The organism is Pedobacter suwonensis (genome assembly GCF_007833675.1).
Classification (GTDB): Bacteria; Bacteroidota; Bacteroidia; order Sphingobacteriales; family Sphingobacteriaceae; genus Pedobacter; species Pedobacter suwonensis.
This window is the reverse complement of sequence record NZ_CP031708.1, coordinates 1507348-1530501: the sequence shown is the minus strand read 5'-3', so window position 1 is coordinate 1530501 and position 23154 is coordinate 1507348. Positions and strand designations below refer to the sequence as shown.

18 protein-coding genes are annotated in these 23154 nt (G+C 39.8%); 12 read left to right on the top strand and 6 right to left on the bottom strand.

The features are described 5' to 3' along the window. Positions 1-130: 130 nt before the first annotated feature. Positions 131-1069 (bottom strand): malate dehydrogenase, encoded by a 939-nt coding sequence (gene mdh, locus DV942_RS06205; RefSeq protein WP_145856141.1) that lies wholly within the window; start codon positions 1067-1069, stop codon positions 131-133. Between the two features lie 144 nt (positions 1070-1213). Here mdh and DV942_RS06200 point away from each other — a divergent pair, with 144 nt between their 5' ends. The 5 genes from DV942_RS06200 to DV942_RS06180 all read left to right on the top strand — a co-directional run bounded on the left by DV942_RS06200 (position 1214) and on the right by DV942_RS06180 (position 9921). Beyond that, positions 1214-1666, top strand: a complete 453-nt coding sequence (locus tag DV942_RS06200; protein ID WP_145856139.1) for a lipocalin family protein — start codon at positions 1214-1216, stop codon at positions 1664-1666. Between the two features lie 1053 nt (positions 1667-2719). Further along, a complete protein-coding gene (gene dnaE, locus DV942_RS06195; protein ID WP_145856137.1) occupies positions 2720-7153 on the top strand; it encodes a DNA polymerase III subunit alpha in 4434 nt (1477 codons plus the stop codon). A gap of 156 nt (positions 7154-7309) precedes the next feature. Further along, positions 7310-7630, top strand: a complete 321-nt coding sequence (gene trxA, locus DV942_RS06190; RefSeq protein WP_039482143.1) for a thioredoxin — start codon at positions 7310-7312, stop codon at positions 7628-7630. Between the two features lie 127 nt (positions 7631-7757). Further along, the gene (locus tag DV942_RS06185; RefSeq protein ID WP_145856135.1) at positions 7758-8972 is read left to right on the top strand and encodes a PQQ-dependent sugar dehydrogenase; all 1215 of its coding nucleotides are present in this window, start codon (positions 7758-7760) and stop codon (positions 8970-8972) included. A gap of 421 nt (positions 8973-9393) precedes the next feature. After that, positions 9394-9921 carry a hypothetical protein gene (locus DV942_RS06180; RefSeq protein ID WP_145856133.1) on the top strand — a complete coding sequence of 176 codons (528 nt, stop codon included), beginning with the start codon at positions 9394-9396 and terminating at the stop codon, positions 9919-9921. Between the two features lie 310 nt (positions 9922-10231). On the opposite strand, the gene DV942_RS06175 is transcribed toward DV942_RS06180, so the two are convergent. Then, positions 10232-10801, bottom strand: coding sequence for a Crp/Fnr family transcriptional regulator (locus tag DV942_RS06175; RefSeq protein WP_145856131.1), 570 nt, complete (start codon positions 10799-10801; stop codon positions 10232-10234). A gap of 4 nt (positions 10802-10805) precedes the next feature. Continuing rightward, a complete protein-coding gene (locus DV942_RS06170; protein ID WP_145856129.1) occupies positions 10806-11615 on the bottom strand; it encodes an oxidoreductase in 810 nt (269 codons plus the stop codon). A gap of 772 nt (positions 11616-12387) precedes the next feature. On the opposite strand from DV942_RS06170, the gene DV942_RS06160 reads away from it, so the two are divergent. The 4 genes from DV942_RS06160 (at position 12388) to DV942_RS06145 (ending at position 16849) form a co-directional block, all read left to right on the top strand. Further along, positions 12388-13305, top strand: a complete 918-nt coding sequence (locus DV942_RS06160) for a DUF58 domain-containing protein (protein ID WP_145856127.1) — start codon at positions 12388-12390, stop codon at positions 13303-13305. A 67-nt stretch (positions 13306-13372) separates the two neighbouring features. Further along, positions 13373-13834 carry a redoxin domain-containing protein gene (locus DV942_RS06155; RefSeq protein WP_145856125.1) on the top strand — a complete coding sequence of 154 codons (462 nt, stop codon included), beginning with the start codon at positions 13373-13375 and terminating at the stop codon, positions 13832-13834. 5 nt (positions 13835-13839) lie between these two features. Then, positions 13840-14358 carry a DsbA family protein gene (locus DV942_RS06150; protein WP_145856124.1) on the top strand — a complete coding sequence of 173 codons (519 nt, stop codon included), beginning with the start codon at positions 13840-13842 and terminating at the stop codon, positions 14356-14358. 754 nt (positions 14359-15112) lie between these two features. Then, complete coding sequence (locus DV942_RS06145; protein ID WP_145856122.1) at positions 15113-16849, top strand: thiamine pyrophosphate-dependent enzyme; 1737 nt, start codon at positions 15113-15115, stop codon at positions 16847-16849. A gap of 109 nt (positions 16850-16958) precedes the next feature. On the opposite strand, the gene hppD is transcribed toward DV942_RS06145, so the two are convergent. Together hppD and DV942_RS06135 are read right to left on the bottom strand one after the other, a co-directional pair. Beyond that, positions 16959-18089 (bottom strand): 4-hydroxyphenylpyruvate dioxygenase, encoded by a 1131-nt coding sequence (hppD, locus tag DV942_RS06140; RefSeq protein ID WP_145856120.1) that lies wholly within the window; start codon positions 18087-18089, stop codon positions 16959-16961. Between the two features lie 274 nt (positions 18090-18363). After that, on the bottom strand, positions 18364-19524 hold the full coding sequence (locus DV942_RS06135) for a homogentisate 1,2-dioxygenase (RefSeq protein WP_134203951.1): 1161 nt from the start codon (positions 19522-19524) through the stop codon (positions 18364-18366). 355 nt (positions 19525-19879) lie between these two features. Here DV942_RS06135 and DV942_RS06130 point away from each other — a divergent pair, with 355 nt between their 5' ends. The 3 genes from DV942_RS06130 (at position 19880) to DV942_RS06120 (ending at position 22570) form a co-directional block, all read left to right on the top strand. Beyond that, the gene (locus tag DV942_RS06130; RefSeq protein WP_090988044.1) at positions 19880-20878 is read left to right on the top strand and encodes a fumarylacetoacetate hydrolase family protein; all 999 of its coding nucleotides are present in this window, start codon (positions 19880-19882) and stop codon (positions 20876-20878) included. A gap of 175 nt (positions 20879-21053) precedes the next feature. After that, complete coding sequence (locus DV942_RS06125) at positions 21054-21941, top strand: flavin reductase family protein (protein WP_145856118.1); 888 nt, start codon at positions 21054-21056, stop codon at positions 21939-21941. 23 nt (positions 21942-21964) lie between these two features. Continuing rightward, positions 21965-22570, top strand: coding sequence for a YdeI/OmpD-associated family protein (locus DV942_RS06120; protein ID WP_145856116.1), 606 nt, complete (start codon positions 21965-21967; stop codon positions 22568-22570). Here the strand turns inward: DV942_RS06120 and DV942_RS06115 are convergent, their stop codons facing one another. Next, positions 22571-23116, bottom strand: coding sequence for a C40 family peptidase (locus DV942_RS06115; RefSeq protein ID WP_090988050.1), 546 nt, complete (start codon positions 23114-23116; stop codon positions 22571-22573). Positions 23117-23154: the final 38 nt, after the last annotated feature.

Sequence of the window (23154 nt, the reverse complement as noted above, 5' to 3'; positions counted from 1 at the left end):
TCTCTCGACTGGAGCAATGCAGGATGCCTCCTTGTGCGGACAGGCCTGTCAGTACAGCCGAGGAGAAATCTATCTTGACTAAAAGACCCTGAAACAAGTTCAGGGTGACGATATCATTAAAGATAGATGGTTAAACCAACTTCATTTCTGCCAGTACGCTGTTCATGTTCCTCACTGCATTAGCACTTTTATTAAATGCCACCTGTTCATCTTCTGTTAATTTAAAATCGACGATTTTTTCCCAACCATTGCGACCGATTATTACCGGTACACCTAAACAAATATCTTGTTGTCCGTATTCTCCCTCCAGGGAAACGCAGCAGGTAAATAGTTTTTTTTCATCGCGTAAAATGGCTTCAACCAATGCTGCACCTGCCGCACCCGGAGCATACCAGGCTGATGTTCCGATTAAACCAGTTAAAGTAGCGCCGCCAACCATGGTATCTGCCGCCACCTGATCAAGCTTAGCTTTATCCAATAAATGGCTTACTGGTAAACTTTGGTAAGTAGCTAAACGGGTCAATGGAATCATCGTGGTATCGCCATGGCCACCAATTACAAACCCTTGTAAATCATTAGGGCTGCAATTTAAAGCTTGTGATAAATAAAATTTGAAGCGTGCGCTATCTAACGTTCCACCCATACCAATAATACGGTTTTTCGGCAGTCCTAAAGATTTTAACGCAAGATAGGTCATCGTATCCATAGGGTTACTGATCACGATGAAGATGGCTTCAGAAGAGAATTTTAAAATATTTTCGGCAACACCTTTCACAATACCTGCATTAATGCCAATCAGTTCTTCGCGGGTCATCCCCGGTTTACGTGGCAAACCCGAAGTAATTACCACTACATCAGAACCTGCGGTTTTGCTATAATCATTCGTTACCCCTGTAATTTTGGTATCGAAGCCCAAAAGGGTTGCAGTTTGCATCATGTCGATTGCCTTACCTTCGGCAAAACCTTCTTTAATATCCAATAATACAAGTTCGTTCGCCAATTCTTTGCGGGCAATATGATCTGCACAAGTGGCACCAACTGCGCCTGCGCCAACAACGGTTACTTTCATATATTTATATTTTTTGGTTCGCTTTCGTTAAATACCTATCGAAGGTATAAATAAATATAAGGTTAAAAAATGCTTTTCAAAACTTTATAATTTAATCGGGGTTTAATTAATCGTTACTAATCAGCAATTTTTGTGCTAATAAATATGGAAAACAAGCCAATCTCAAATATCGATTATAAAGCCTTCGAGGGAAAATGGTATTCTTTATATTCTATACCAACCTTATTGGATAAACATTGGAAACAGACTACTGAGACCTATACCTTAATAGATAATGATCATTTTGATGTATATACCACTTACCATAAGGATGGGAAACCTGAAGAAAAATCGATCACTTCAAAGCTATTTTTCGACAAGGAAAAAGCCGATGGAGATATGAAAGCCCAGTTTTTATGGCCTTTTAAAATTGGCTACTGGATTATAGAGCTGGCTGATGATTACAGTTATGTCGTGGTAGGGCATCCGGATGAAAAATATCTCTTTATTATGGCTCGTGAGCCCAAAATGGAAGCCGATTTATTGGTGCATATTATTGAAAGATGCAGGCAGAAAGGGTATGAAGTAAGTGAGCTGGTAAGCCAGGAGCATTTTTGATAAGTTCGCAATTGGCGGTTTTCAGTGTGTGCTGGCTCCAAAAAAGGTTTGTAATTCTGAGGGATAATTTATGATATAAAAATCAATATAAATGACAGTAGAATTTAATGGAAATAAATCTCGCAGAGGTATCGTCATTGCGAGGAGGAACGACGAAGCAATCTTACAACTATCGCTGGTAGCTAGCGCTTTAAGATTGCTTCGTGCCTCGCAATGACGATCTTTCTATTGGGCTGTCAATGGTCGCAGCCAAGAATTTTGTCATTGTTCTAAGTGCTATAGATTATCCATTTGTTATGGAAAGCAAGTGCAGAAGCGTTTGGGTTTATGCAGTCCCGCCATTCGCTGTAGGCCTGATGAAGAATCAGGCGCTGCCGCTGCTGTCGGGTTTAGGTGGCGCCGACTGTGCTACTATCTTTGGTAATAACCCAATTGTAGTGAACATTTCCATATCTCTATCGGAATAAAATATGTGGGCAGGGCCAGAAACAGGCTATAAAAATTGAATCATTCATTTCCGAAAAAAAAGTAAATATTTAACTGAATAATTTGTTTCTAAAAACGATAGAATTGTTTTGATATGGATGCACCCGTTTGGAAATGTGGATAAGCGTTTTTCTATTTTAAACCTTGCAGGTTTTAAAAATCTGTAAGGTTTGTCGAAAGATTTTGTTGATAAAATCCTCAAGCCGTGGTTCGTGTCTTCACGAACCAAACCGTTTGCTCTTGACCATCGAAGCACTTACCTAGTTTGTAAACCTGATAGGAGCGAACACGTAGTGCAACGAAGTAAAGCGGATAGCAGGGCTTAATCACCCTATGGAAAACTGACCGTTCATTTCCAAAAAAAAGAAATCTTCTTCGCTAAATATCCTGGTTCCACCTTAACTAAGGCCGACGACTTTTCATGCGCCTCGGTTCTTGTCATTTCAAATCCAAACTCAGTTTGACTGTCATATTTTGTTGATAAAATCCTGACAACTTCAACCCTCAAAATCCTTATTTTTGAAGAACCGTTATTGTTTTACAACGGTTAATTCTTTGCCGCACAATATGTACTTAATTTTTGATACTGAAACCACGGGGCTGCCCCGCAATTACAATGCACCTATTACCGATACAGATAACTGGCCGCGTTGTATACAGATTGCCTGGCAGCTGCACGATGAGATGGGGAGATTGGTTGAACATCAGGATTATCTGGTAAAACCAGAAGGATTTAATATCCCATATGATGCAGAACGGATCCATGGGATCTCTACGGAACTGGCAACGGAACAAGGTATAGGTTTCGACGAAATGTTGGCCAGGTTTAATGAGGTTTTAAACAAAGCCAAATTTATTGTTGGGCAAAATGTCGGTTTCGATGTGAATATTATGGGCTGCGAGTTTCACCGCTTTGGTGTGGCTAACCGCCTGGCAGAAATGCCCGTTTTAGATACCTGTACCGAAGTTACCGCACAACTTTTGCAATTGCCCGGAGGTAGGGGCGGTAAATTTAAATTGCCAACCTTGACAGAATTACATTCTTATTTGTTTGGTGAACCCTTTAATGAAGCCCACAATGCTACCGCCGACGTTGAAGCGACCACGCGTTGTTTTCTGGAACTGATAAAAAGAGAGGTGTTCAAAAAAGAAGAACTGCTTGTTGATGTAGAATATTTTCCACGCTTTAGGGAAGTAAACCCAGGCTTAATTCAGGGCATAGGATTAAAGCATATTAATTTAAAGGCTGCATCTGATGAAATCCGTAAACGCCAGCAAAAAACCGAAGGCAGTGGAATTTCTAAACAGGAACTTGCCGATAATAAACAAGAACTTGCCGCTGCAACATTTGTGCATTTGCATAACCATACGCAGTTTTCGGTATTACAGAGTACCATCAGCATTCCTGATCTGGTAAAGGCCGCTGCCGCACAAAAAATGCCCGCTGTAGCCATGACCGATCATGCAAACATGATGGGGGCTTTCCATTTTGTAAACAACGTACTTAATCACAATAAAGCAGCCGAAGCCAAAAATGCTGCGGCAATAGAAGCCGGCGAACGTCCTACCGAGGTGGTAATGACACCGATAGTAGGGGTGGAATTTTTCGTATGCGCAAACCATTTAGACCGTACCGCAAAAGATAATGGCTACCAGATGGTATTGCTGGCGAAAAACAAAAATGGCTATCACAACCTCGCCAAAATGTCGTCGATTGCCTATACAAAGGGCTTCTATTATGTGCCCCGTATCGACAGACAGATTATAGAGCAGTATAAGGAAGATATCATTGTTTTATCCGGTAACCTGGGCGGTGAGATTTCCAGCAAGATCTTAAACATGGGCGAAAGCCAGGCGGAAGAAGCGCTGATCTGGTGGAAGGAAATGTTTGGCGATGATTTCTATCTCGAAGTGATGCGCCACAACCAGGAAGATGAAGACCGTGTTAATGAAACATTAATTGCTTTTGCCCGCAAACATGCCGTTAAACTGGTGGCAACCAACAATACTTATTATGTAAATAAAAAAGATGCCAATGCGCACGATATTTTACTTTGTGTAAAAGATGGTGAAAAGCAGGCTACACCAATAGGCCGTGGCCGTGGTTATCGCTACGGTTTACCTAACCAGGAGTATTATTTCAAATCGGCTGATGAAATGAAGGCACTTTTTGCTGATCTGCCCGAAGCGATTTTGAACATTCAGGATATTCTGAACAAAATTGAAACCTATAAACTGGCGCGTGAGGTACTGTTACCTAAATTTGATATTCCTGAAGAATTTTTGGTGGCTGAAGATGAAGTTGATGGTGGTAAACGTGGTGAGAATAAATTTTTAAGGCATTTAACTTACGAAGGTGCAAAACGTCGCTATGGAACCTTAACTGACGATGTAATTGAACGTCTGGATTTTGAATTGGCCACGATTGAAAAAACCGGCTATCCGGGTTATTTTTTGATTGTACAGGATTTTATCGCAGAGGCGCGCAATCTCGATGTATCGGTTGGGCCCGGCAGGGGATCTGCTGCCGGTTCAGCGGTGGCTTATTGCCTGGGGATTACCAATATCGATCCGATCAAATACGACCTCCTTTTTGAGCGTTTCTTAAATCCCGACCGTGTATCCATGCCCGATATCGATATCGACTTTGACGATGAGGGGCGTGGACGTGTAATGGATTATGTAATTAATAAATATGGTGCCAACCAGGTAGCGCAGATTATTACTTATGGTACCATGGCGGCCAAATCGTCTATCCGCGATACAGCGCGTGTATTGGATTTGCCCCTGTTTGAGGCCGATAAAATTGCCAAGCTGATCCCGAATATGAAGCTGGCTAAAATATTTAACCTCGACGAGAAAAGCTTAAAAGATGCTTTACGTCCTGATGAATATGAGAAAGTTGTAGAACTGAAAAACCTGGGCAGCCAGAAAGATTTAAGTGCCGAAACCATCCAACAGGCACAGGTTTTAGAGGGATCGTTGCGTAATACAGGTATCCATGCCTGTGGTGTGATTATTACCCCGAGCGACATTACCAATTTTGTTCCCGTATCGGTAGCCAAAGATTCAGATTTATATGTTACCCAGTTTGATAACTCGGTTGTAGAAAGCGCCGGTTTATTAAAAATGGACTTCCTGGGGCTAAAAACCTTAACCCTGATTAAAGATACCGTGAAACTGGTTAAGAAAAGACATGGTATTGATCTCAATCCCGATAATTTCCCGATTGATGATGTGATGACCTACGAACTTTTCCAGCGCGGTGAAACCATTGGTATTTTCCAGTACGAGAGTCCGGGTATGCAGAAATACATGAAAGAGCTTAAACCAACGGTTTTTGACGACTTAATTGCCATGAACGCTTTGTACCGCCCGGGACCAATGGAGTATATTCCGAGTTTTGTTCGCCGTAAAAATGGCGAGGAAGAAATTAAATACGATCTGGATGCCTGTGAAGAATATTTAAAGGAAACTTACGGAATTACTGTTTACCAGGAGCAGGTAATGCTTTTATCGCAAAAACTGGCTGGCTTTACCAAAGGTGAGGCCGACGTTTTGCGTAAAGCCATGGGTAAGAAACAAAAAGACGTGTTGGATAAAATGAAACCTAAGTTTGTAAAACAAGCTTCGGAAAAAGGCCATGATGCTACCGTTTTAGAAAAAATCTGGAAAGATTGGGAAGCATTTGCATCTTACGCCTTCAATAAATCGCACTCTACCTGTTACGCATGGATTGCTTATCAAACGGCCTATTTGAAAGCACATTATCCTGCCGAATATATGGCTGCGGTATTATCCAATAACATGAGTGATATTAAGCAGGTGGCTTTCTTTATGGAAGAGTGCCGTCAGATGAGTGTGACTGTTTTAGGTCCGGACGTAAATGAATCTGATCTTAAATTTTCGGTTAATGCCAAAGGAGAAGTACGTTTCGGGATGTCGGCAGTAAAAGGAGTGGGCGAGAAAGCGGTAGAGAGTATCATCGAAGAACGCACGGCCAACGGACCTTATGCCAGCGTGTACGATTTTGCCAAGCGTTCCAACACGCGTATTGTAAATAAAAAAGCTTACGAGAGTTTTGTATATAGCGGTGCTTTTGATGCCTTTGGCGGGCATAGGGCACAGTATTTTTATATTGGCCCGAATGATAAAATGAATGGCATTGAAAAGATTATTAAATATGCCAATGATTTTCAGAACAATGAAAGCACTTCGCAGGCTTCACTCTTTGGTGGCTCAAAGGCCGATCTGATTTTAGAGCCAAGTTTACCTGTCTCACCCGAGTGGGCTTTAATGGACCGGTTGAAATATGAAAAAGATGCAATCGGGATTTTCCTTTCCGGTCACCCCTTGGATAACTATAAACTCGAACTTGATAAATTCTGTACCAATAGTGTCCGGCAGCTCAGTATCATCAATAAGGTACGGATGGGCGATAGCAACGAGGAGGTTTTGGCCGAATTTGAAAAACTAAAAAACCGCGAGCTTTGTGTAGGCGGCCTGGTGGTAACGGCATCGCAGCGGATTACCAAAACCGGTAAACCTTTCGGAACTTTTGTTTTCGAAGATTATGATGATGCCTGCGAAATGGCCTTGTTTGGTGAAGATTTTTTAAAGTTCAAATCATTTTTAACCGAAGGATATTTCTTACAGATCAGGGGTAGGGTAGGCGAGCGCTTCGGAAAAGCAGGCGATTGGGAATTTAAAATCACGGCAATTAACCTGATGTCTGAACTGCGCGATAAATTAGCAAAGAGTTTAACAATCCAGGTGCCTATTGAGCGGGTTAACGATCAGTTAATGAGAGAAATTGAGGCCATATTAGCAGACAATAAGGCAAATTCGGAGCAGCAAAACTGCCAACTCAATTTTGCTGTTTTTGATAGTGAAAAGCAGATTATGCTTGATTTACCTTCTAAAAATTTAAAAATTAACCCCAACAACAAGTTCTTAGAACAATTAATGGGTATGAATGTTGTAAATTATAAATTGAACTAGCGTTCTGCGTTTGGCGTTTGGCGTTTTTGGATGAGCTTTACGCTCGTCGCTAGCCGCTAAGCGCTCTCCATATTTACCAAAATAATGTCAAATTGGCATTACAGAATTGGTGGCATTATAATTGAATACATATATTTGAACATAAAAAAAATAATTATGGCATTAGAAATCACAGATGCAAACTTCGAGGAGCTTGTATTAAAATCAGATAAACCCGTATTAGTAGATTTTTGGGCAGAATGGTGTGGCCCTTGTCGCATGGTTGGTCCAGTTGTAGAAGAGATCGCTAAAGAATATGATGGCAAAGCGGTAGTTGGAAAAGTAAACGTTGATAACAATCCACAAATTTCAATGCAGTTTGGTATCCGCAACATCCCGGCTTTATTATACTTTAAAGGTGGTGAAGTGGTAGACAAACAAGTTGGTGCTGTTCCAAAATCAGTGTTGGCAGAAAAATTGAACAAGCAACTTGCTTAGTTTAAGCTTAAAGCAAAAAGATCAGCCTAAGGGCTTGTAACATATTTAAAACCCAGGTTCATAACAAGAATTTGGGTTTTTTAATGCAAACATAATTTTGTTTCTTTAATCAAAAAAACTAACAATCATGTGTAATCACTTATTTAATAATAAAACTTTATCGATTTTATTAGCTGGTTTAGCTTTAAACTGTGCTAATATTGCTTGTGTATCGGCCCAAAGTCCGGTTGAAACTAACCCGCCATCTGCAGATTATAAACCAGCCTTTACCGGGCAGACCCGTATTGCAGGTGTAAAAACCAAAACTCCTTTGGATATTACGGTAATCAATGAGAAACTGGAGAATCCCTGGGCTATTTCGGTACTTCCTGATGGCCGATTTTTAATTACCCAGAAACAGGGAACCATGGTTATTTTAAATGCCTACGGGGAACTGAGCAAAAAGATTACAGGTTTACCAAAAGTAGATCCATCTGGTCAGGGTGGTTTATTGGATGTAACTTTAGATCCTAACTTCGCTAAAAACAGGATGGTTTACTGGGCTTATTCAGAGCCACAGGATAAAGGCGTATTATTGGCCATTGCGAAAGGTAAATTGGCGGCAAGTGAAACTGCGATAGAAAACCAAGCCGTTATTTACCGTGCTACACCAGCTTATTCTGGTAAACTTCAGTACGGATCAAGAATTGTTTTTGATAAAAATGGAAATTTATTTGTAAGTACAGGCGAACGTTCCGGCAACGACATCAGGATACAGGCACAATATTTAAATTCTTCATTAGGCAAAATTTTGCATCTTACTCCTGAAGGAAAAGCTGTGGCAAATGGCCCGTTTGCCGGTAAAGCCGATGCCCGACCTGAAATTTATGCTTATGGCCTTCGCAATCCGGATGGCTTGGCTATCAATCCACAAACCGGGGATTTATGGGAAGCAGAATTTGGGCCTAAAGGTGGTGATGAAGTAAACATCATTAAGCCAGGCAAAAATTACGGTTGGCCAATTATTACTTACGGAACAGAATACAGCGGTAAAAAAGTGGGGGATGGCATTCAGCAAAAAGAAGGGATGGAGCAGCCCGTTTATTATTGGAATCCGAGTATCTCGCCGGGTTGTATCGCTTTTTATAACAGCAACAGCATAGCTGAGTGGAAAGGAAATTTATTTGTTGGAGGTTTAGGCGGTTCGCATATTATCCGATTGGTGATAAAAAATGATAAAATTGTAGGCGAGGAAAGATTACTGGAAGGTAAAGGCGAACGTTTCAGAGATATGGTAGAAAAAGATGGAGCACTTTATTCTGTAACCGATAACGGACATTTGTATAAGATAGCGAAGAAGTAATTAATTTTAATTTTTGTTATTCAGACCTCACAGGTTTCAAAAACCTGTGAGGTCTTTTTATTATATTTCAAAACTTGAAGGCTTTGCTTTTAGCCTTCAAATAAATCTATTTGTTTTAGGAAATGGAGGCACGGTTTTTCATGGTGGCTTGCTGTCCCGCTTACAGTCCTCTCCTGACGGATTGTTGGTATCCGGCTATTCCGCTGAATCCGGTTTATTTACCAAGGGAAATGGCCATCAGGCCCCACTTAGATCCGATCTTCGGGTGATGCCGTTTTCCTATCGGCAGATGTTGAATGCATACGCTCACTAATTATTATTCTTTAAAGATTGGATTGCTAAAGATTTGAGGCGCCGAGAATTTTGACTATTTTAAGTGTATAAATTTTACCGCCTACTTTTGGTAATCAAAGATTTAACAATGAAAAATTATTTAAAATGGCTTGTGCTATTAATAGCCATGATCTGCAGCAGCCACAATACTTTTGCAGGTGACAAAACTCCAACTAACAATACGATAGATAGCGTAGCCGCAATCAAAAAAATCAAGTCGGATTTTGCGCTAATTAATAAACAACTCAAGTTTTTTAGGAAAAGAACCAGAGATGCTTTCGGGATGTCGGCAGAAGGTGGTGTGGTAACTGGCTATTATAATAAAGGTGCGCTTAAAAAAATACATTGTGTTTTTTATGGTGAAACAGGAAAGACTGAGGCAGATTACTATTTAAACAATAAAAACTTATTTTTTTTATATAAAAAGGAAACGGTATACGATAAGCCGATTTCTTTAAAAGGGTTTAAAATTAAAAATAGTACGGAATACCGGTATTATTTGTCTGGAGGTAAAGTGATTAAAAAAATCATAAAGCCCAATACCTCTTTACTATTATCATATTCACAAATAGAAGCTGATTTAGAGCAAATTATGGCTCTCTTAGATGAAAAATAGGTGTATTTATATTTGGGTCTTTTTATTATATTCTAAAAAGGGGAACAGGTAACAAGTTATTGTCAAAACGGAGCTGAAGTGCGCACTTTAGCTTTTGTGCTTCTATTAAACTTTGGTACATTTACAGAATTGCTCCGATTGCCCTACCATCGCCATTACCCGAAATGTTTATTGCAATAATGAATTATTGGCTAAAAAAGCTATCTAGACTTTACCGCTACTTTTCTTTTTGCCCTGCTACTTGACACCCAAAAGACGGATAATCATGAGGCTATTCGTCTTGGTAGTCCTTAAATAAAATTTAAAATGTTTATCGAATATTTTTCCTAATTCGGCTTAATGACGATTGTGTAACTCCCAAATAGGAAGCCAAATAAGAAAGCGGAATACGATTGGCAAGCTGCGGGTATTTTTCCATAAACGCCAGGTAACGCGTTGTAGCATCTTCTGAAACCAATGGACTTCTTCTCTCTATTTTTTGTATTAATGATTTTTTGACAATTTTATTGACAATACTCTCCCAACCGACAATGGTATTGGCAATTTCTTCCCAATTTTGTTTAGAAAACACAATTAGTTTGCAGTCCGTAACGGCTTGCACATAGCCTGAAGAGGGAATCTTGTTATCAAAACTGTCCAGATCTACTACAAAATTGTTTTCGTCTATAAAATAACTGGTAATTTCTTCGCCTTTATTGTTGTAATAACAAACCCGAAGAATGCCGTCCAAAATGAACCCAACTTGTTTTGCTATTTTGCCTGCTTCTGAAAAATAGCCTTCTTTGCGAAGTGCTAATTCTGTTGACTTGCTTGTGATGAAGTCCATTTGCTGTTTGTTCAAATTTCCGAATTGCAATAAATAATTGATCAATGTTTCCATAGTTTTATTTCATTTGGCTCATTATCATTTTGTCAAACATTTTATCGGACAGAATTTTCTTGAAAAATAACATCATTTTCGCTCCCGAAGCCCCAACATACCTTGTTTTCGGATTATTTGCTTCAATGCCTCGTTTGATAAGTCTAGCAATTACAATTGGGTCGGCAGCATCTTTTTCTAGTGCTGCATACATATTGATTACGCCTTTTGCCAAAGAGCTATATGCAGTATCGCCCGAGACTTTTGACATATATTCAGTTCCAAGTCCCGTCATTTCTGATTTTGTGCCGCCCGGCTCAATGACTATTACGTCAATTCCGAACGACTTTACTTCTTTACGAAGCGCATCACTCAATCCTTCAATAGCAAATTTGCTTGCGTGATACCATACGCCCATTGGCAGCGTTACTTTTCCGCCAACCGATGAAATGTTTACAATTTTACCGTAATTGTTTTTTCGCATATTGGGCAATACCAATTGTATTAAACGTGCCACACCAAAAACGTTGACTTCCAACTGATATTTTGCATCAGATATTGGCATATCTTCCAACGCACCGTAATATCCTGACCCCGCATTGTTAATTAAAATGTCAATGCTTCCTGCTTCTTTCAAAATTTGTTCAACACAAGCAACAAGGCTTTCTTCTTTGGTAATGTCCAAAGAAATTGGTTTTATCCCGTGTGTTTTTAAGTCTTGCATTCTCTCTATTCTGCGTGCTGCACCGTAAACGTTGTAGCCGTTTTGTGCCAAATAAATTGCTGTTGCTTTACCTATTCCCGATGAGGCACCTGTAACTAATACTGTTTTCATTTCTTTTGTTTTTAATTTAACAGTGAAGGTCGCCCGTTTTAAAATTAAACTATTTGTCATTTGGCAAATAGTGTCGTTACAAATGTTGGGTTGTATTGTAAGCCTGTTCCTGTTTCCGATTTTCCTTTTTCTCACAAGAATAAACCCATAACGACAATAACCCGAATATAATCAGTGCATAAGCAATTCTTTAAAAGGGTTTAAAATTAAAAATACTACAGAAGCCCGGTATTATTTGTCTGGAAGTAAAGTGATTAAAACAATCATAAAGCCCAATACCTCTTTACTATTATCATGTTCAGAAATGAAAGCTGAGCTAGAGCAAATTATGGCTCTCTTAGATGAAAAATAGGTGTATTTATATTTGGGTCTTTTTTATTATATTCTAAAAACTCGAAGGCTTGCTTTCAGCCTTCAAATAAATCTATTTGTTTTCGGAGATGGAGGGGCGTTTTTTCATGGTGGCTTGCTGTTCCGTTTTCCATTTTATTCCGATGAAGGATCGGAATGTTCATTGTAATCGGGTTGAATTACCAAAGATAGTAGCACAGTCGGCGCCACTTAAACCCGACCGTAGCGAGATGCCGGTTTTTTCAATCGGCAGAAGCGGGGGCGGGGCTGCATGGTCGGCTAAGTAACGCAATTGCTTTCCAAGTCACTCATAACAATATTAATGCGCCCAAAGCTGTGCTCGTTAACTGAATATCGTTTTGCCGTCAAAATCTGATCGGTTTTTACGAGTATTTTCTAAATCTTTCATTAGCTTTACGATATGCAGGCTGTAAACTACGAGAACGAAACTAGCTATGGTAATTTAGAATTGCTCGCGCAGCAAGTGGTAGAGGGTTTTATTACAGGTTTGCATAAAAGCCCTTTTCATGGTTTCTCGGTTGAGTTTGCCGAACACCGTCAGTACAATAATGGTGATAACGTTAAGAATATAGATTGGAAATTATACGCCAAAACCGACAAACTTTACAGCAAACGTTTCGAAGAAGAAACGAATTTGCGTTGTCAGTTTGTGATTGATGTTTCCTCGTCCATGTACTTTCCCGAGCCTAAAAACAATAAATTGATATTTTCTATACAGGCTGCAGCATCGCTAATGTACCTGTTGAAGAAACAACGTGATGCTTTCGGGCTTAGCTTGTTTGCCGATGAGATATTGTTCAATTCTCCTGCAAAATCGACCACAGTACATCAGAAGTATTTATTTACCCAATTGGAAGAGCTGCTACAGAAACCAAAGGTAAACGCAAAGACCAATCTAAGTGAGGCACTGCACCAGGTAGCAGAACTGATCCACAAACGTTCCCTGGTGATTATCTTTAGCGATCTGTTCACTACCCAAATAAGTACAGATAAAACTGATCAGTTTTTCGATGCCCTGCAACACCTGAAATTCAACAAACATGAGGTGGTGGTTTTTAACGTGGTTGATAAAAGAAAAGAGGTCAATTTCAATTTTGAAAACCGTCCGTACCAGTTTATTGATATGGAAACCGGAGAGATGATTAAAGTACATGCCAATCAGGTAAAGGAGAATTATATAACAGCAGTTTCTACTTATCGACAAGAGATTGCGCTGAAATGTGCTCAATATAAAATCGATTTAATCGATGCCGATATGAATGAGGGTTTTTACCCGATTCTTCAGTCTTATCTAATCAAACGGCAAAAATTAGGTTGATTTTTGTTACAAAACAAGAAGGCATTAGTACTGTTTTATTCATGATTTAAATTTTAAGCTTCGTAATATGTTACAAAAAGGCGATACTGCACCAGATTTCGAATTAAATGCCACCCCCGACCAAAAAATAAAACTCAAGGATTTTAAGGGTAAAAATGTTATCCTGGCTTTTTATCCTGCAGATTGGAGTCCGGTATGCAGCGACCAGATGGCACTTTATAACGAAATGCTAAAGTATTTTAATAAATATGACGCACAGATTTTTGGAGTTTCTGTAGACAGTGTATGGTGCCACTTAGCCTTTGCAGAAAATAGAAAACTTCATTTTCCGTTACTGGCTGATTTTGAACCGAAGGGCGCGGTTTCTAAAGCTTATGGCGTATATGATGATCAAGTTGGCGAAAGTAAAAGGGCACTGTTTGTGATTGATAAAGAAGGTAAAATTGCATGGAGCTATTTATCACCCGTAGCCGTTAATCCTGGTGCGGATGGTATTTTGGATGCATTGGAAGAATTAAGCAAGAAATAAAAGCGATGAGTACATTAAAACCTGAAATAAGCAATCTGGATCATACTCAAGGGGATGATACGGCAAGTATTACCATTGTGGAGTTTGGCGATTATCAGTGTCCGTATTGCGGTGATGCCTACCCGATTATGAAAGAAATTGAGGAGACTTTTGGCCATCAGATCAGATTTGTTTTTCGCCACTTTCCTTTAGCAAATGCACACGAGTTCGCATTTCCGGCTGCTGTAGCTGCAGAAGCGGCTGGATTACAAGGCAAGTTTTGGGAGATGCACGATGCACTTTATGAAAATCAATACCGCCTAAATGTTGAGCTGTTTGACGAATTGGCAGAAACGATTGGTTTAGACTTGGAGCAGTTTCAGCGAGACAGTGCTTCAGAAGAGATTAAACAAAAAATAGAAGATGATTTTGATAGCGGCGTACGAAGTGGCGTAAACGGAACGCCTTCATTTTATGTTAACGGAACCAAGTTTGACGGCGGTGCAACCGATTTGTACCAGATGCTTAAAGAAAGTGCGGGGTGATTTAGAGAACTCCGGTTTTTAAAGTTGACCTCTCTTTTTCAGAGATGAATCTCTTTCTTTTTCAAAAAACAGCTTGGGCATATCTGATTTTTGCCCTTGTAATGCAATTAATATCAGTGAAATCAGCATGAGTAGGTGGCTTAGTCCACTTTTTATAAAAATTAGATAGCAGAAATTTACTTAGGCTCGATTAATATTTATTCGTATTAACTTCTGGTCTTAATGAGGTCGCCATGCTGAACTTGTTTTACAAGTGGAAATAGTATTTTCAATTGCCTTGTAGCTACTTCGTGGTCAGCATCTTTTTGTTAGATAGACCCTGAAATAAATTACCATCGGTGAACTCGCGAGGCTCGGTTCAGGGTGACGAATACTGTTAAAAAGATCTATAAAAAACCTTCAGATATTTCATAATTCTAAATGGAGCATTATTGAATAATTTAACAAAAAAACCTCATGTATTTTGCAATACATGAGGTATCAGATAAGGGTAACCGGAAAACTAAAAAACTAATTATGAGTTTTTAGAATTTAACAAAATTGAAATCGCTTCGTGTTTTGTTATTTCAAAGGTGCACTTCATTTATGAAGTTTTAGTGAAGAAACTTCATTCAGCTGTTGTTGCTTACAGATGTTACCATCGATCTAAAGTCTTTTCAGGGTCAGATTGGTTCTTTTTGCTTTTAGCCTAAAACAATCCACCAGCTTCTACTATTTATTAGGTATATCAAATCCATCATTAAAAAGTATTTTCATGGGTAAAAATGTTGCAGAACAACTGGTAGACATGCTGGTTGAGGTTGGCGTAAAAAGAGTTTACGCCGTTACCGGAGACAGTTTGAATTATTTCAACGACGCTGTAAGAAGAAATGGCAAGATAAAGTGGATCCACGTACGCAATGAAGAAGTGGGGGCTTTTGCTGCCGCCGCCGAGGCCGAACTTGACGGAATCGCGTGTTGTGCGGGTAGCTGTGGTCCCGGTCATGTACACTTAATTAACGGTCTTTATGATGCACACCGAAGTCATGTTCCGGTTATTGCCATAGCATCAACCATTCCAACAGGCGAATTTGGAATGGACTTTTTCCAGGAAACGAATACCATAAAATTATTTGACGATTGTAGTTACTATAACCAGATAGCCACCACTGCCGAGCAGGTGCCCAGGATGTTTCAAACGGCTGTTCAGCATGCCATTCATAAAAAAGGCGTTGCCGTTTTTGGCTTGCCCGGCGATGTGGCACAACTGGATGCGGTGGAAAGTGTAACTTCTATGCAACTATTCAACAATAAACCGATGATCCGTCCATCTGATCAGGAGTTGAGAGATTTATCAGACCTGCTTAATGGTGAAAAGAAAATTATGATTTATTGCGGTATCGGTGCAGCCGAAGCACATGATGAAGTAGTAGCATTAGCAGCCAAATTAAAGGCACCGGTGGGATTTTCTTTCAGAGGGAAAATGGGTATACAATACAATAATCCTTATGAAGTGGGGATGACAGGTCTTTTAGGACAGCCATCAGGGTACCATGCCATGCACGATGCTGATGTAGTGCTTTTATTGGGAACAGATTTTCCCTATGTTAATTTTATGCCGGTTAAGAACAAAATTGTGCAGATTGATGAAAAGCCTGAACGATTGGGCAGAAGGGCTAAACTGACCATGGGTTTATGTGGAAACATCAGTGATTCCATAAAAGCTTTATTACCAATCATCTCCGAGAAAAAAGACGATAGTTTCCTGCAATCTCAATTAGAATTCTATCAGAAGGTTAAGGAAAGGCAGCAGGTTTATGTTAAAGATCAGGGTGAGGAAAATAAAATCCAGCCCGAATTTGTAGCCGAAACGATAAACCGTTTAGCGGCTGATGATGCCATTTTTACTGTTGATACCGGTATGTGCTGCGTTTGGGGAGCACGTTTTATTGATGGAACAGGCAAACGTAAAATGCTGGGTTCCTTCAACCATGGCTCTATGGCGAATGCCATGCCAATGGCCATTGGTGCTGCATTGGCACATCCTGAACAACAGGTCATTGCCATGTGTGGTGATGGCGGCTTATCCATGCTCTTAGGCGATCTGGCTACTATCAAACAATATAACCTGCCTGTAAAACTGATTGTTTTTAACAATATGGCCCTGGGAATGGTGAAACTGGAGATGGAGGTTGATGGTTTGCCAGATAATGAAACTGATATGGTTAATCCAGACTTTGCATTGGTAGCACAGGCTATGGGATTTAAAGGAATGAGCGTAACCAAACCCGAAGAAGTGGAAACTGCAATTAGTTATGCGCTGAATGAAAACGGGCCTGTTTTGTTAAATATCATGACCAATCCGAATGCTTTGGCAATGCCACCAAAAATAGAATGGGAGCAAATAAAAGGCATGACAGAATCGATGGCGAAATTAATGCTGGGTGGGAAAATGAGTGAGGTTCTGGATACGATAAAATCGAATTACAAGCATTTGGGAGAGGTGTTATAGTGATAATTAGCCGTCATCTCGACTGAAGCAAAGCGAAATGGAGAGATTTATATGAGCAGATCTCTCGACTACGTTGCACTCCGCTCGAGATGACGGAATTACTATTACACTATAAATTACCCCTTAATTCCTGCTCGCGCTCCAACGATTCGAATAGTGCTTTAAAATTACCTGCGCCAAAGCTTTGTGCACCTTTACGTTGAATAATCTCGAAGAAAAGGGTAGGGCGGTCTTCAACCGGTTTAGTAAAAATCTGCAATAGGTAACCTTCCTCATCACAATCGACTAAAATGCCCAGACTCTCTAATAAAGATATTTCTTCGTCAATTTTGCCTACACGCTGCGGCATCATGTCGTAATAAGCTTCTGGTGGCGCACTTAAAAATTCAACACCACGTGATTTTAGTTCTTTAACTGTTTTAACGATGTCTTTTGTAGCTACGGCAATATGCTGAACGCCTTCTCCTTCATAGTATTGCAGGTATTCTTCAATCTGCGATTTCTTTTTACCTTCTGCCGGCTCATTGATCGGGAATTTCGAATATCCATTCCCGTTGCTCATCACTTTACTCATCAAGGCAGAATATTCTGTATTGATCTGCTTATCATCAAAAGAAAGAATATTTACAAAGCCCATCACATCCTCATACCATTGTACGGCTTCGTTCATGCGGTTCCAACCCACATTTCCTACACAATGATCAATATATAACAGGCCGGTATCTGTGGGTTGATAATCGCTTTCCCATACACGGTAACCTGGCATAAAAGTGCCATTATAATTTTTGCGCTCAATAAACATGTGTACCGTTTCGCCGTATGTATAAATGCCGCTCATTTTCACCTCACCATGTTCATCTGTTAAGGTTTTTGGCTCCATGTAAGGTTTGGCACCACGTTTTGTGGTTTCTTCGAAAGCACTATAAGCATCATCAACCCAAAGCGCCAGTACTTTTACACCATCTCCGTGCTTTTTTACATGTTCTGATATTGGATGATCTGATTTTAGTGCTGTGGTTAAGATCAGCCTGATTTTACCCTGTTGCAATACATAAGATGCACGATCGCGTACGCCTGTTTCTGGCCCTGCATAGGCTAAGCTTTGAAAACCAAATGCGGTTTTATAATAGTGAGCGGCCTGTTTGGCGTTACCCACGTAAAATTCGATATAATCTGTTCCGTTAATAGGCAGAAAATCTGGTGCTTTTGATATTTTTTCTGCGAATGTTTGTGTTTCCATTTGTTTATTATTTAAGTCCGATGTCGGAGGTCCGAAGTCGGATATGATATGTTGTTGTTAAATGTTATAAGGTTGAATGTTGTAAAGTTTAAATGTTGGATAATTGCTCACCATTTATTCCCTTTGCACTTTATCCTCGGTCTATGTTCCTCCTGAATATTTCTATGCATTTTATCTTCGGAATTTGGTCTTATCCCGACTTCTGACTATTTAAATGAACTCTATCTTCGGTTTCCAGACTTCCGACTGAAGACTAAGGACTCAAGACTCCTGGCTATCCTTCCTGCCAGCTTTTATGATAGCTTTCATCTTCAATATCCAAGGCTTCCTGCGTAAGCATTAAAGGCTTAAAAGGATCGATCATTACCGCCAGCTCATCGGTTTTTTCCTTTCCGATTGATTTTTCCACTGTACCCGGATGTGGCCCATGCGGGATACCGCCCGGGTGTAGCGTAATCTGTCCTTTAACCACGCTTTTGCGGCTCATAAAATCACCATCAACGTAATAAAGCACTTCATCACTATCTACATTGCTATGGTTGTAAGGCGCAGGAATCGAATCAGGATGGTAATCGTATTTACGTGGAACAAAAGAGCAAACCACAAAATTGTGCCCTTCGAAAGTTTGATGGACCGGAGGTGGCTGGTGTAACCGGCCTGTAATCGGTTCAAAATCGTGTATAGAAAAAGCATAGGGATAATGATAACCATCCCAGCCTACATAATCAAAAGGATGTGTGCCATACGTATAAGGATATATTAAGCCCTGCTTTTTAATGAGTACTTTAAAATCACCATACTCATCATGTGTCTGCAGGTTTTCTGGCAGTCTCAAATCGCGTTCACAATAAGGCGCATGCTCCATTAACTGCCCATATTGATTTAAATATCTTTTTGGCGGCCTTAGCGGACTAAAACTTTCTACAATGAACAACCTGTTTTGTTCCGCATCAAATTCCATCTGATAAATAGTGCCCCTGGGGATAATCAGATAATCGCCATAAGCGAATTTAATTTCTCCGAATCCTGTTTTCAGTTTTCCGGAACCTTCGTGTACGAAAATCATCTCATCGGCCTGACTATTTTTATAAAAATAATCGGTCATTGACTTTCTTGGCGCAGCCAGAACGATATGCAGATCACTATTTACCAGAACAGCTTTTCTGCTTTGTAGAAAATCATCTTCCGGTTTAATGTTAAAACCGATTAAACTGGTGTGTTTCAAGTGCTTTTCGCGCGCTATTTTTGGCTCAACACTATATGGCTCGCCTAAGTGTTTTACAATGGTTGGCGGATGGCAATGATAAACCAATGAATATAAACTGGAAAAACCCTCGGTTGATACCAGTTCTTCGGCATAAAGATTCCCATCAGGCTTACGAAAAACCGTGTGACGTTTAGCTGGAATCTGCCCCATTTTATGATAAACAGGCATAATTAAATGATGTTATGGTTAGAAAGAAAAATCCTAATAATTGAACAATTAAAACGGCAATGCGTTTCAAATAAAAAGAAAGGTAGATGAAAGTTACAGTGAATACTGAGCCATGATCAGCTTGGATAGCATACTGTAGCGACGGGCTGCAATGGCGTCGTTTACCAAATTAATATGTAATGCTTTTAAGATCATGGTTTTAATGGTACCAAGGTAAGTATTTTATTTAAAAGTTAAAATTTTAATTATCTTTAGTTACATCTTCACAAGAATACCTTATTAAAATAATCACGCTTAAGTTTTATTTTGAATGGGCTAATTGCTTAGCTTTACCGCGTATTTAACCAAATCATATATGAAATTAGTATCTTATAAAACCGAAGACAGGGAGCATCTGGGCATATTTATCGAGGGGCATATTTATAATTTAAATAGCTGCGATAAATTGCTTCCGGATAATATGAATATGTTCTTACAAGGTGGCGAAGTGTTAATGGAAAGAGCAAAAAGGATAGATGACCAGATAAAAGAGGGTAGTTTAGCCGCTAAAGAAGAAATTTTTTACGAGATTTTAGCACCTGTTCCGCATCCTACCAGTTGCCGTGATGGTTACGCTTTCAGGCAGCATGTTGCTGCGGCACGCAGAAACAGAAAAGTAGATATGATTCCTCAATTTGATGAGTATCCGATCTTTTATTTTACCAATCATAATGCTATTCAGGGAACAGGTGAAATTGAATGCATGCCAGATCATTTTGACAAGCTGGATTTCGAGCTGGAACTCGCCGTTGTTATTGGTAAAAAAGGTAGAAACATTAAAGCTGCCGAAGCAGATGAATATATTGCAGGTTACATGGTAATGAACGATATGAGTGCCCGTACTTTGCAAATGGAAGAGATGTTGTTGAATTTAGGCCCTGCAAAAGGAAAAGATTTTTCTACCGTAATTGGTCCATGGCTGGTAACACCAGATGAATTGCTGCAGTATAAAGTTGCACCTAAAGAAGGACATGTGGGTAACGCTTACGACCTTAAAATGACCTGCAGGGTAAACGGCATTGAGGTATCAAAAGGAAACGCTGCCGATATGGACTGGACTTTTGCCGAAATTATAGAGCGTTGTGCCTACGGTGTAGATATTCTGCCCGGAGATGTAATTGGTTCAGGAACAGTTGGGACAGGTTGTTTCCTGGAGTTAAACGGTACCGGTTTACTTAACGATCCGAATTATAAAGTGCAATGGCTGCAGCCGGGTGATGTGGTAGAGATGGAGATAACGGGTTTGGGTGCATTAACCAATACGATTACAAAGGCCGATACAGATTTTTCTATCCTGGCTTTGAAGAAAAAGTAAAATAAACAGAATAACAGTTTAATGAAAGGATCGTCATCTCGACTGAAGCGTAGCGCAACGGAGAGATCTTCCTAGAGATAGATTTCTCGACTTCGTTGCACTTCGCTCGAAATGACGGACACTCTTTATTGTAATCTCAGTTTTTAACCTTTTATCAACATTTAACAAAATACTCTTGCTAACTTTAAATATATCCGATTTAACCCCGGTAGAACTACAAAACTACCTGCAATATGCTATCGCCCCGCGGCCGATCTGCTTTGCCTCTACTATTGATGCTGAAGGAAATATAAATTTAAGCCCTTTCAGTTTCTTTAATATGTTCAGCACCAATCCACCGATCTGTATTTTTTCGCCATCAAGGAGAGTGCGCGATAATACCACTAAACATAGCCTGGAAAATGTTCTGGAGGTTAAAGAATGCGTGATCAATATTGTAAATTACGATATGGTGCAGCAGATGAGTTTGGCCAGTACTGAATATGCCAAAGGCGTAAATGAGTTTGAGAAGGCGGGATTTACGATGTTAAAATCTGATCTGGTTCGGCCACCAAGAGTTGCAGAAGCGCCAGTGCAGTTTGAGTGTGTGGTGAATGAAGTGATTGCTTTAGGTGATCACCACGGTGCCGGAAACCTCGTACTGGCTGAAATAAAAGTGATTCATATTAATGAGGCGGTTTTAGATGAAAATGGCAAAATAGATCAGCATAAAATGGACCTCGTTGCCCGTTTGGGTGGCGATTGGTATTGCCGGGTAACCAGTGATAATTTGTTTAAGGTGGCTAAACCTTTAGCTAAACTGGGTATTGGTGTAGACCGTTTACCACAAGCAGTCCGTTTTTCGAAAGTATTAACCGGAAACGATTTGGGTATGCTCGGCAACGTGGAGCAATTACCAACTGATGAAGAAATTGATCTGATCAGCACAAATCCGGGAGTAAAAGAAATACTCGATGCTACTATTGGCGACAGCACCAACCGCGAAAGGGAATTGCATGAACTGGCGAAGAAATTTCTGCATACGGGGGATGTGGATCTTGCTTTAAAGGTTGTTTTGCTGTAGATTTATGAACTAAATTTTCGGCTATGCATACCAGTGTTCAAGTAGATCAATACATTATCAATTCGGCAGAATTTGCTATTCCTATTTTAGATCATTTAAGGAATCTGGTACATAAAGCTGATGCGCGGATTGAAGAAAAAATTAAATGGGGGATGCCGTTCTTTGATTATAAAGGTACGGTTTGCCACATGGCTTCCTTCAAACATCATTGCGCCTTTGGTTTCTGGAAAGGAGCTTTAATAAATGATGAGTACGGTATTTTTAAAGAACGGTCTGAATCCATGGGCTTACTGGGCAAAATAAAATCTTTTGACGACCTGCCTTCAGATGAAATCCTGATCGCTTACATTCAGCAGGCTATTCAATTAAATGAGGATAATATAAAGCGGCCTTCAAAACCAAAATCTACAGAGAAAAAAGAAATTATTATACCGCAATATTTTATGGAGGCTTTACAAGAAGATCCCACAGCGTTAGCGGTATTCCAGAATTTTAGTCCTTCCAATAAAAAAGATTATATATTATGGCTTGAAGAAGCCAAAACCGAAGCGACCAGATTAAAAAGATTGGAAACCACTTTAGCATGGCTTGCAGAGGGCAAGACAAGAATGTGGAAGTATAAAAAGTAATTAAAGGATACTTACAATTTTCATGAAACGATCTTTATAATGGCCGTTCAGATCGGTAATGGTTACCTGATGTGCTTTACCCGAGGAAGCATGGATAAATTTGATCCCGTTCTCGTCAATCGAATAAACAATCCCTACGTGACCGATCCTTCTTATTCTTGAATTAGTGCCGGTAAAAATCAGCACATCGCCCACTTTTGCATTTTCTAAACTGGTTTCCTTACCCGCATAGCTAAACTCTCTGGAAGAACGTGGAACTTTGAAACCGAAATTACTAAATACATAACTCACGAAGCCGGAACAATCAAAACCAACTTTTGGGTTGCTTGTGGCATAACGATAGGGTATACCCAGCATACTTTTGGCAAAATCGATAAGCGTAGTCGAATTTGTGGAAGAACTTTTCTCTGTTACCGTAGTATTTTTTGGAAGACTGGCCACTAATTTCTTTACCAGTTCCTGGTACTGTGCGGGTAAGATTGTTTGGGCTTTTCCTGCTGTGGCAGACAAAATGAAAAACAAAATCGGGACTATTATTTTCTTCATATGTTGGAACCAAAGATATGAAAAATATATAAAGTGCA

Coding starts and splice junctions, on each gene's coding strand:
- mdh (WP_145856141.1), bottom strand. CDS start 1,069: ATGAAAGTAACCGTTGTTGGCGCAGGCGCAGTTGGTGCCACTTGTGCA.
- DV942_RS06150 (WP_145856124.1), top strand. CDS start 13,840: ATGAGTACATTAAAACCTGAAATAAGCAATCTGGATCATACTCAAGGG.
- DV942_RS06185 (WP_145856135.1), top strand. CDS start 7,758: ATGTGTAATCACTTATTTAATAATAAAACTTTATCGATTTTATTAGCT.
- DV942_RS06135 (WP_134203951.1), bottom strand. CDS start 19,524: ATGCCTGTTTATCATAAAATGGGGCAGATTCCAGCTAAACGTCACACG.
- dnaE (WP_145856137.1), top strand. CDS start 2,720: ATGTACTTAATTTTTGATACTGAAACCACGGGGCTGCCCCGCAATTAC.
- DV942_RS06175 (WP_145856131.1), bottom strand. CDS start 10,801: ATGGAAACATTGATCAATTATTTATTGCAATTCGGAAATTTGAACAAA.
- DV942_RS06115 (WP_090988050.1), bottom strand. CDS start 23,116: ATGAAGAAAATAATAGTCCCGATTTTGTTTTTCATTTTGTCTGCCACA.
- DV942_RS06180 (WP_145856133.1), top strand. CDS start 9,394: ATGAAAAATTATTTAAAATGGCTTGTGCTATTAATAGCCATGATCTGC.
- DV942_RS06160 (WP_145856127.1), top strand. CDS start 12,388: ATGCAGGCTGTAAACTACGAGAACGAAACTAGCTATGGTAATTTAGAA.
- hppD (WP_145856120.1), bottom strand. CDS start 18,089: ATGGAAACACAAACATTCGCAGAAAAAATATCAAAAGCACCAGATTTT.
- DV942_RS06155 (WP_145856125.1), top strand. CDS start 13,373: ATGTTACAAAAAGGCGATACTGCACCAGATTTCGAATTAAATGCCACC.
- DV942_RS06170 (WP_145856129.1), bottom strand. CDS start 11,615: ATGAAAACAGTATTAGTTACAGGTGCCTCATCGGGAATAGGTAAAGCA.
- trxA (WP_039482143.1), top strand. CDS start 7,310: ATGGCATTAGAAATCACAGATGCAAACTTCGAGGAGCTTGTATTAAAA.
- DV942_RS06120 (WP_145856116.1), top strand. CDS start 21,965: ATGCATACCAGTGTTCAAGTAGATCAATACATTATCAATTCGGCAGAA.
- DV942_RS06200 (WP_145856139.1), top strand. CDS start 1,214: ATGGAAAACAAGCCAATCTCAAATATCGATTATAAAGCCTTCGAGGGA.
- DV942_RS06130 (WP_090988044.1), top strand. CDS start 19,880: ATGAAATTAGTATCTTATAAAACCGAAGACAGGGAGCATCTGGGCATA.
- DV942_RS06145 (WP_145856122.1), top strand. CDS start 15,113: ATGGGTAAAAATGTTGCAGAACAACTGGTAGACATGCTGGTTGAGGTT.